9 protein-coding genes are annotated in these 6693 nt (G+C 66.5%); 2 read left to right on the forward strand and 7 right to left on the reverse strand.

The annotated features are described in order from the left end of the window. Positions 1 to 42: 42 nt before the first annotated feature. Positions 43 to 561, reverse strand: a complete 519-nt coding sequence (locus QOD90_RS13560; protein ID WP_526350478.1) for a tRNA adenosine deaminase-associated protein — start codon at positions 559 to 561, stop codon at positions 43 to 45. Positions 562 to 666: 105 nt separating this feature from the next. Between QOD90_RS13560 and QOD90_RS13565 the strand changes: the two genes are divergently transcribed. Then, positions 667 to 1611 carry a prephenate dehydrogenase gene (locus tag QOD90_RS13565; RefSeq protein WP_526350494.1) on the forward strand — a complete coding sequence of 315 codons (945 nt, stop codon included), beginning with the start codon at positions 667 to 669 and terminating at the stop codon, positions 1609 to 1611. On the opposite strand, the gene QOD90_RS13570 is transcribed toward QOD90_RS13565, so the two are convergent. From QOD90_RS13570 to QOD90_RS13590, 5 genes are read right to left on the reverse strand one after another with little or no spacing between them, the layout of a single operon-like run. Further along, a complete protein-coding gene (locus tag QOD90_RS13570; RefSeq protein WP_526350480.1) occupies positions 1574 to 2176 on the reverse strand; it encodes a putative glycolipid-binding domain-containing protein in 603 nt (200 codons plus the stop codon). The two genes, QOD90_RS13565 and QOD90_RS13570, sit on opposite strands and share 38 nt — an antisense overlap. 32 nt (positions 2177 to 2208) lie before the next feature. Next, positions 2209 to 2958, reverse strand: coding sequence for an ABC transporter permease (locus tag QOD90_RS13575; protein ID WP_526350482.1), 750 nt, complete (start codon positions 2956 to 2958; stop codon positions 2209 to 2211). Continuing rightward, positions 2955 to 3614, reverse strand: a complete 660-nt coding sequence (locus tag QOD90_RS13580) for an ABC transporter permease (protein WP_526350484.1) — start codon at positions 3612 to 3614, stop codon at positions 2955 to 2957. Before QOD90_RS13580 ends, QOD90_RS13575 begins: the two co-directional genes overlap by 4 nt. Beyond that, the gene (locus tag QOD90_RS13585; RefSeq protein ID WP_526350486.1) at positions 3615 to 4715 is read right to left on the reverse strand and encodes an ABC transporter ATP-binding protein; all 1101 of its coding nucleotides are present in this window, start codon (positions 4713 to 4715) and stop codon (positions 3615 to 3617) included. Between the two features lie 13 nt (positions 4716 to 4728). Further along, positions 4729 to 5682, reverse strand: a complete 954-nt coding sequence (locus tag QOD90_RS13590) for an ABC transporter substrate-binding protein (RefSeq protein ID WP_526350488.1) — start codon at positions 5680 to 5682, stop codon at positions 4729 to 4731. A gap of 155 nt (positions 5683 to 5837) precedes the next feature. Between QOD90_RS13590 and QOD90_RS13595 the strand changes: the two genes are divergently transcribed. After that, positions 5838 to 6221: a LapA family protein gene (locus QOD90_RS13595; protein WP_526350490.1), complete on the forward strand. Its 384-nt coding sequence runs from the start codon at positions 5838 to 5840 to the stop codon at positions 6219 to 6221. Here the strand turns inward: QOD90_RS13595 and QOD90_RS13600 are convergent. Next, positions 6214 to 6693 (reverse strand): phosphotransferase (locus QOD90_RS13600; protein WP_526350492.1); only part of this gene is annotated, 480 nt, incomplete at its 5' end. The genes QOD90_RS13595 and QOD90_RS13600 overlap by 8 nt on opposite strands.

Genomic DNA, 6693 nt, shown 5'->3' on the forward strand with positions numbered 1-6693 from the left:
GAGGCCGCCTCCAGCGCGAGGCGAATCAGGTCGGCGTCGGACTTACCGGTCAAGCTTGTCCAGGAAGGCCGACAATTCGTCGCCGAAGCCCATCTCCTGGGCGATCCGGGAGAGCTGTTCGTCGGCGTAGTCGTCGTCGGAAAGGATGATGCTGAGCACGCCCTCGGAGAGGCCGATGTCGGAGAGCACGCCGAGATCGCCCTCCTCGAACGGATCCTCGTCCTCGAGGTCGTCGGGGTCGAGGTCGGCATCGAGCTTCTCGAGCACCTGCCTGGCGATGTCGTAGTCGACTGCCGCGGTCGCATCCGACAGAAATAGGCGAGCACCCGCAGGGGCGGGTCGGACGATGACGAAGAACTCGTCATCGACGTCGAGCAGTCCGAAGACCGCTCCAGCGCTCCGCAGTTCCCTGAGTTCGGTCTCCGCGGCGGTCAAACTCGTCAACGCGCTGCTGCGCAACGGCGAACAGCGCCACTTGCCGTCCTCGCGAACGACCGCCACCCCGAATCCGTCCGGGAGATCTGCGGCTTGGTTCTGCGCCTGCGCTCGCTGTGCTCCCATGAAAGTCACGGTAGTCCCAGATCACGCGCTTTGACCAGCGATCACGATCAAGCCTGACGCTCACGTCGGGCGACGATATGTCAACCTTGCATGGTGTCGACAGCGGTGTGCGTACTGGGCCTTGGGCTGATCGGCGGGTCGGTGCTGCGAGCCGCCAAGGCCGCCGGGCGCGACGCCTTCGGCTACAACCGCTCCGTCGCCGGCGTGCAAGCTGCCCGCAGCGACGGGTTCGATGCCACCACTAGCGTCACCGAAGTGCTGCGGCGAGCCGCGGCGGCCAACGCGCTTATCGTCCTCGCCGTTCCGATGCCCGCGTTGCCTGCCATGCTCGACCACGTTCGCGCGTTGGCACCCAACTGTCCAGTCACTGATGTAACGAGCGTGAAAGTAGCTGTCCTGCAAGCAGTTCGGGACCACAGCCTGCTCGACCGCTTCGTCGGAGGACACCCGATGACGGGCACCGCCCACTCGGGCTGGGCGGCGGGCGACGCGAAGCTCTTCGTCGGTGCGCCCTGGGTGATCAGCGTCGACGACCACGTCGACCCCGCGGTCTGGGCCGAGGTCATGCACCTCGCACTGGACTGCGGGAGCGTCATCGTCCCCGCGCGTTCCGACGAGCACGACGCGGCGGCCGCGGCCATCTCACACCTGCCACACCTGCTCGCCGAGACCCTCGCCGCCACGGCGGCCGACGTGCCACTCGCGTTCTCCCTGGCCGCGGGCTCGTTCCGGGACGGTACCCGCGTGGCCGCCACGGCTCCCGATCTGGTGCGCGCGATGTGTGAGGCGAACGCCGGACCGCTGGGCTCCGCCCTGGACCGGGCCATCGACCTTCTGACTCGTGCCCGCGACGGGCTGGCGGCGACGGGCTCGGTTGCCGAGCTCGTCGAGTCGGGTCACGCGGCCCGGATGCGTTACGACGGCTTCGACCGGCCTCAGATCCTTGCGATCGCCGTCGGCGAGGACGGCTGGCGCGAGGAACTCGCCACCGCGGGCCGGGCGGGAGAGGTGGTCAGATCCGCTCTGCGAGTCCTGGGTAGTCGAGGATGAAGCCCTCGTCGTCGACGGTGATGGTGGTGTCGGCGACGGGCGAGTGGAGCTTGATGCCTGCGCCGACCGCATCCCTCGAGTAGTCGATGGTGACCGTCTCCACCGTCAGTTCCGGAAGACGCACGTAGACCACCGGCAGCGAGATGGATTCGACTTGCTCGTACAGCCCGGTGCGGCGGATCGGCAGCGCGTTGAAGAACGGACTGTAGATCACGTCGACGTCGAGGGCGCCGTCGTGGGGTGCACGCGTGGCCTGGTTCTGCTTGTCCTGAACCAGCCACATGTTCTCTTCGTCACGCGCGATGTTGAGCTGGCGTTCCCGTTCGGCAAGGGTGACCGTCAGGGACAGGCGTTTGGTGGCACCGGCGTCATCGGTGACGAGATCGTAGGAGGCGCTGAACGCCGGATGCGACTCCGTCGCGGCCGCCACGATCCGGCCATAGGCCTTGATGCGGTTGCCCGACAGCTGCACGCGCACCGACTCCATCCGGGAAACGTCGTGCGCACGCCACGTCAGGACGGCGGGCCAGTTCTCCTGCGTCTCAGAGCGGACTGCTTCACTCACCCCTCTACCGTAGGCGACGGCCCCCGCGCTTCCTAGCCGCCTCGAGAATGCCCGTCAGATCGTGATGTGGACGTGGATTCGAGCGCGACCTCGTCGCCGAGGAACGGCTGCGGCATCTTCTTGAACCTGTCCGCGCCGGGCTCCGAGAGCCACACCGCGAACGCGAGGGCGGAGTCCAGGATCAACGCCAGGGCGGTCACCACCAGCGCGCCAACCAGGGCGAGATAGAACTCGCGCACCTTGATGCCATCGATGAGGTAGCGGCCAAGACCGCCAAGGCTGGCGTACGCAGCGACGGTGGCCGTGGCGACGATTTGCAGCGTCGCCGTGCGGACGCCGCTGAGAATCAGCGGCAGCGCGTTGGGTACCTCGACACGGAGCAGCACCCTTGACTCGGTCATCCCCATCGAGCGCGCCGCATCCACCACCGCTCCGTCGACGTTGGCGATTCCCGAGTAGGTGCCGGCGAGCATCGGCGGGATGCCGAGCAGCATCAGCGCGACCGTCGGGGGGATGAGACCAAGACCCCACAGCAGCACGCCGAGCAGCAGCACACCGAGCGTCGGAAGTGCCCGCAGCGCGTTCACCCCGCCGACGACCAGGAAGGTGCCGCGACCGGTGTGCCCGATGATCATGCCGATGGGGATCGCGATGAGCGCCGAGAAGACGAGCGCCACCGCGGTGTACTGCAGGTGTTCGAGGATGCGCACCGTCAGGCCTGCCGGGCCGCCCCAATTGGCTGCGGTGAAGATGTAGGACAGCGCTTGTGAGAGGAAGTTCATCGGGCACCGGCCTTGGCTCGTCCGCTGGCTCGCACCCACGGCGTCGCGAGCTTTCCGCCGACCATGATGAGGGTGTCCACGACGATCGCGAGCACGAAGATCGCGATGATGCCTGCGATGATCTGGTCGCTCTTGTCGGCCTGGTAGCCCTCGGTGAACCAGGTACCGAGGCCGCCGATGCCGATCACCGAGCCGACGGACACCATCGAGATGTTGGTGACGGCGACGACGCGCAGGCTCGCGACGAGCACCGGAATCGCCAGCGGCAGTTCCACTTTCACGATCCTCGTCACCGGCCGGTAGCCGACCGCGGTCGCGGCATCGAGGACGGCGGGCGGGACGGCGTCGAGCGCCTCTGGCACGGCACGCACCAGAAGGGCCACGGTGTACAGCGTCAGGGCGACGATGACGTTGGCTTGATCGAGGATGCGGGTCGGGATGACAAGCGGTAGGACGACGAAGAGGGCCAGCGAAGGGATCGTGAAGATGATGCTGGCCACGACGGTGGTGATCCGCCGCAACGCCGTGGTGCGTTGAACCAGGGCGCCCAGCGGCACGGCGATCAGGAGGCCGAGCACCAACGGGACCAGCGACAGCCACAGGTGGATGAGCGTCAGCTCCCAGGCGTCGCCGAGGTGGGTGAAGAGGTAGCGCACTTAGGTGGTCCCCCTCTTGGTCTTGATCGCCGCGATGACGTCATCGGCCTTGAGGCCGCCGATGACCTGTTTGCGGTCGTCGACGGCGACGCCAAGCCCGGCCGGCGATGACAGAGCGGCATCGAGCGCCAGACGCATCGTGCCGTCAGGAAGGAAGAGCGACCCACCGGCAATGGTGCTGTCGTACAACGACTTTCCCTGCCTGTGCAGCCCCACCCCGTTCGCGTCGATCCACGCAAACGGCGAACCGTCGGGCTTCGTGACCAGAGCCCACTCCCCGGGGCCGAGGTCAAGGGAATCGACACCGGCCTCCTCGACCGTCCTGATGTCGTGCAGCGGAAGGCCCGTGGCCTTGGTGAACTGCAGGCCGCGGTAACCGCGATCGGCGCCGATGAAGCCGGCCACGAAGTCGTTGGCCGGGTTGGACAACAGCCGCCGCGGCGCGTCGTACTGCTCGAGCACTCCCCCACGGCCGAACACCGCGACCTTTTCGCCGAGCTTCAGCGCCTCGTCGATGTCGTGGGTGACGAAAACGATGGTCTTGCGCAGTTCGCTTTGCAGCCGCAGGATCTCGACCTGGAGCTCCTCCCGAACCACCGGGTCGACCGCGCTGAACGGCTCGTCCATCAGCAGGATCGGCGGATCGGCCGCGAGTGCGCGAGCCACTCCCACGCGCTGCTGCTGCCCGCCCGACAGCTGCGCCGGGTAGCGGTTGGCCAACTTCGGGTCGAGCCCGACGCGCTCGAGGACGCCGAGGGCCGCCTTGCGGGCGGCGCGACGGGATTCGCCCTTGAGCACGGGCACGGTCGCGACGTTGTCCACGACGCGCAGATGCGGCATCAGCCCGGCGCTCTGAATGACGTAGCCGATGCCCAGTCGCAGCTTCACCGCGTCGACCTTCGCGATGTCCTTGCCGTCGACGGTGAGTACGCCCGAGGTGGGGTCGATCATCCGGTTGATCATTCGCATCGAGGTCGTCTTGCCGCACCCGGACGGGCCGACGAATACCGCGAGTGTGCCTTCGGGTACTTCGAGCGTTAGGTCATCGACGGCGACGGTGCCGTCCGGGTACTTCTTCGTGACACCGTCGAAACTGATCATCTAGTTCTTACCTCTAACCGGTTACCGGCTTGTCGAACCCGTTGTCCTGTATCCACTTGCGCGCCGCCTCATCGGGATCGATGCCGCTGTTGCCCGACGTGGCGGTGTTCATCTCGATCAGCGCCGCCGTCGTCAGTTTGGCCGAGACGGCGTCGAGGACGGTCTTGAGTTGGTCGGACATCTTCTGCGAGGCCACCAGCGGAACGACGTTGGCCGCCAGGAAGTTGTTCTTCGGATCCTCGAGTACGACCAGCTTGTTCTGCGGGATCGCCTGCGACGTACTGAAGATGTCCGCTGCCGTCACCGTCCCGTCGACGAGCGCCCGCACCGTCGCCGGCCCACCGCCGTCGCTGATCGAGACGAAGTTGGCAGGCGCAATGTCGAGGCCGTAGTTGGCCTTGAGGCCCGGCAGCCCCTCAGCCCTACTCTGGAACTCCGACGGCCCACCGAACTTGACCTCGGGCGAGTGCGCGGCCAGGTCGGCGATGGTCTTGAGGTTCCACTTCTTCGCCGTCGCCTCGGTGACCGCGACGGTGTCCTGATCATTGGCGGGAGAGGGCGTCAGTATCGAAAGGTCGCCAGGTAGCGCGCGGTACAGCGCGAGCTCGACCGACTCGGGATCGGTGGCCTTGGTGTTCTTGTCGAAGTACTGCAAGAGGTTTCCGGTGTACTCCGGTATCAGATCGATCGAGTGATCCTTGACCGCAGGCACGTAGGTCTCGCGACTGCCGATGCCGAACTGCCTTCGGATGTCGAATCCGTTGGCCTCCAACGCTTGCGCGTAGATCTCGGCGATGATCTTGGACTCGGTGAAGTCCGCCGACCCGACCGCGATCGACTTCAGATCACCTGATACCTCACCACCGCCCAGCGGGTTCGAGCTGCCGCAAGCGGCCGTCACCAGAGCCAGGACCGTGGCCACCACGGCCAGAGTGCTTCTGCGCGTGGATCGTCGTACGGGATTCACCAGAACGTCCTTTCGGCGTCACCTGCCTCGTGCGACCCTAACCAGCTTGCCGGCGGATCGCTCGGGTTTAGCTCGGGATGAGCGCACGGTGACGCGTGCGTGACCACCCGGTACCGCTGGTTTCATTCCGATGCAAAAGGGGCAAGGATGAGCCCATGAGCACCGACCCACAGTTCCCGCCCGTCGATCAGGGCGCGCCCGGCCCCCTGGATCCGATTCCCGGCGAGGTTCCCGCGGTCGACGCCGCGTCGATCAAGACCCCGCCGCCAGAGAACGCAGTGCACTTCACCAGGGCCGCGGCCCTGTGGTCGGCACTCATCGTCGGCTTCCTGGTCCTTCTCGTGCTGCTGATCTTCATCGCGCAGAACACCGATTCGGGCACCTTCCACTTCCTGGGCTGGTCGTGGAGCCTTCCGTTGGGCGTCGCGCTCCTTGCGGCGGCCGTGCTCGGCGGCCTCATCACGACGCTGGCCGGCATCGTCCGCATCGTGCAGTTGCGCCGCGCGGCGAAGAAGAACTACAAGGCAGCGCTCAGGTAGCGGCGAGTTCCGCGAGGCCTGCGGCGATCAACGGTGCGACGGCCTCGCCCACCTTGTCGCCGTACTCCGAACCGCCACCCATGCGGTCGCGGAACTGGATGCCCGCGGCGATGATGGCCAGCTTGAAGTACGCCAACGCCATGTAGAACTCCCAGTGCTCCAACGGCAACCCGGACGCCACCGAATATCGTTGTGCGAGTTCGTCGGCCGACGGAATCTGCGGTGATGACCACGCCGCGTTCGCATGCACCATGTCGAACATCGGGTGGCGGTACACGCACATCAGTGCGGCGTCGCTGAGGGGATCGCCGAGCGTCGACATCTCCCAGTCGAGCACGGCGCGCACCTTGGTCGCATCGACGGCGTCGAGCATGGTGTTGTCGATGCGGTAGTCGCCGTGCACGATCGAGGTCCGGGTCTGCGGGGGCAGCGCGTTTCCGAGCGCGGTGTGCAGTCGCTTCACGTCCGCGTC

This window comes from Mycobacterium sp. (assembly GCF_032161845.1).
Taxonomy (GTDB): domain Bacteria; phylum Actinomycetota; class Actinomycetes; order Mycobacteriales; family Mycobacteriaceae; genus Mycobacterium.

Coding starts and splice junctions, on each gene's coding strand:
- QOD90_RS13560 (WP_526350478.1), bottom strand. CDS start 561: ATGGGAGCACAGCGAGCGCAGGCGCAGAACCAAGCCGCAGATCTCCCG.
- QOD90_RS13575 (WP_526350482.1), bottom strand. CDS start 2,958: ATGAACTTCCTCTCACAAGCGCTGTCCTACATCTTCACCGCAGCCAAT.
- QOD90_RS13585 (WP_526350486.1), bottom strand. CDS start 4,715: ATGATCAGTTTCGACGGTGTCACGAAGAAGTACCCGGACGGCACCGTC.
- QOD90_RS13595 (WP_526350490.1), top strand. CDS start 5,838: ATGAGCACCGACCCACAGTTCCCGCCCGTCGATCAGGGCGCGCCCGGC.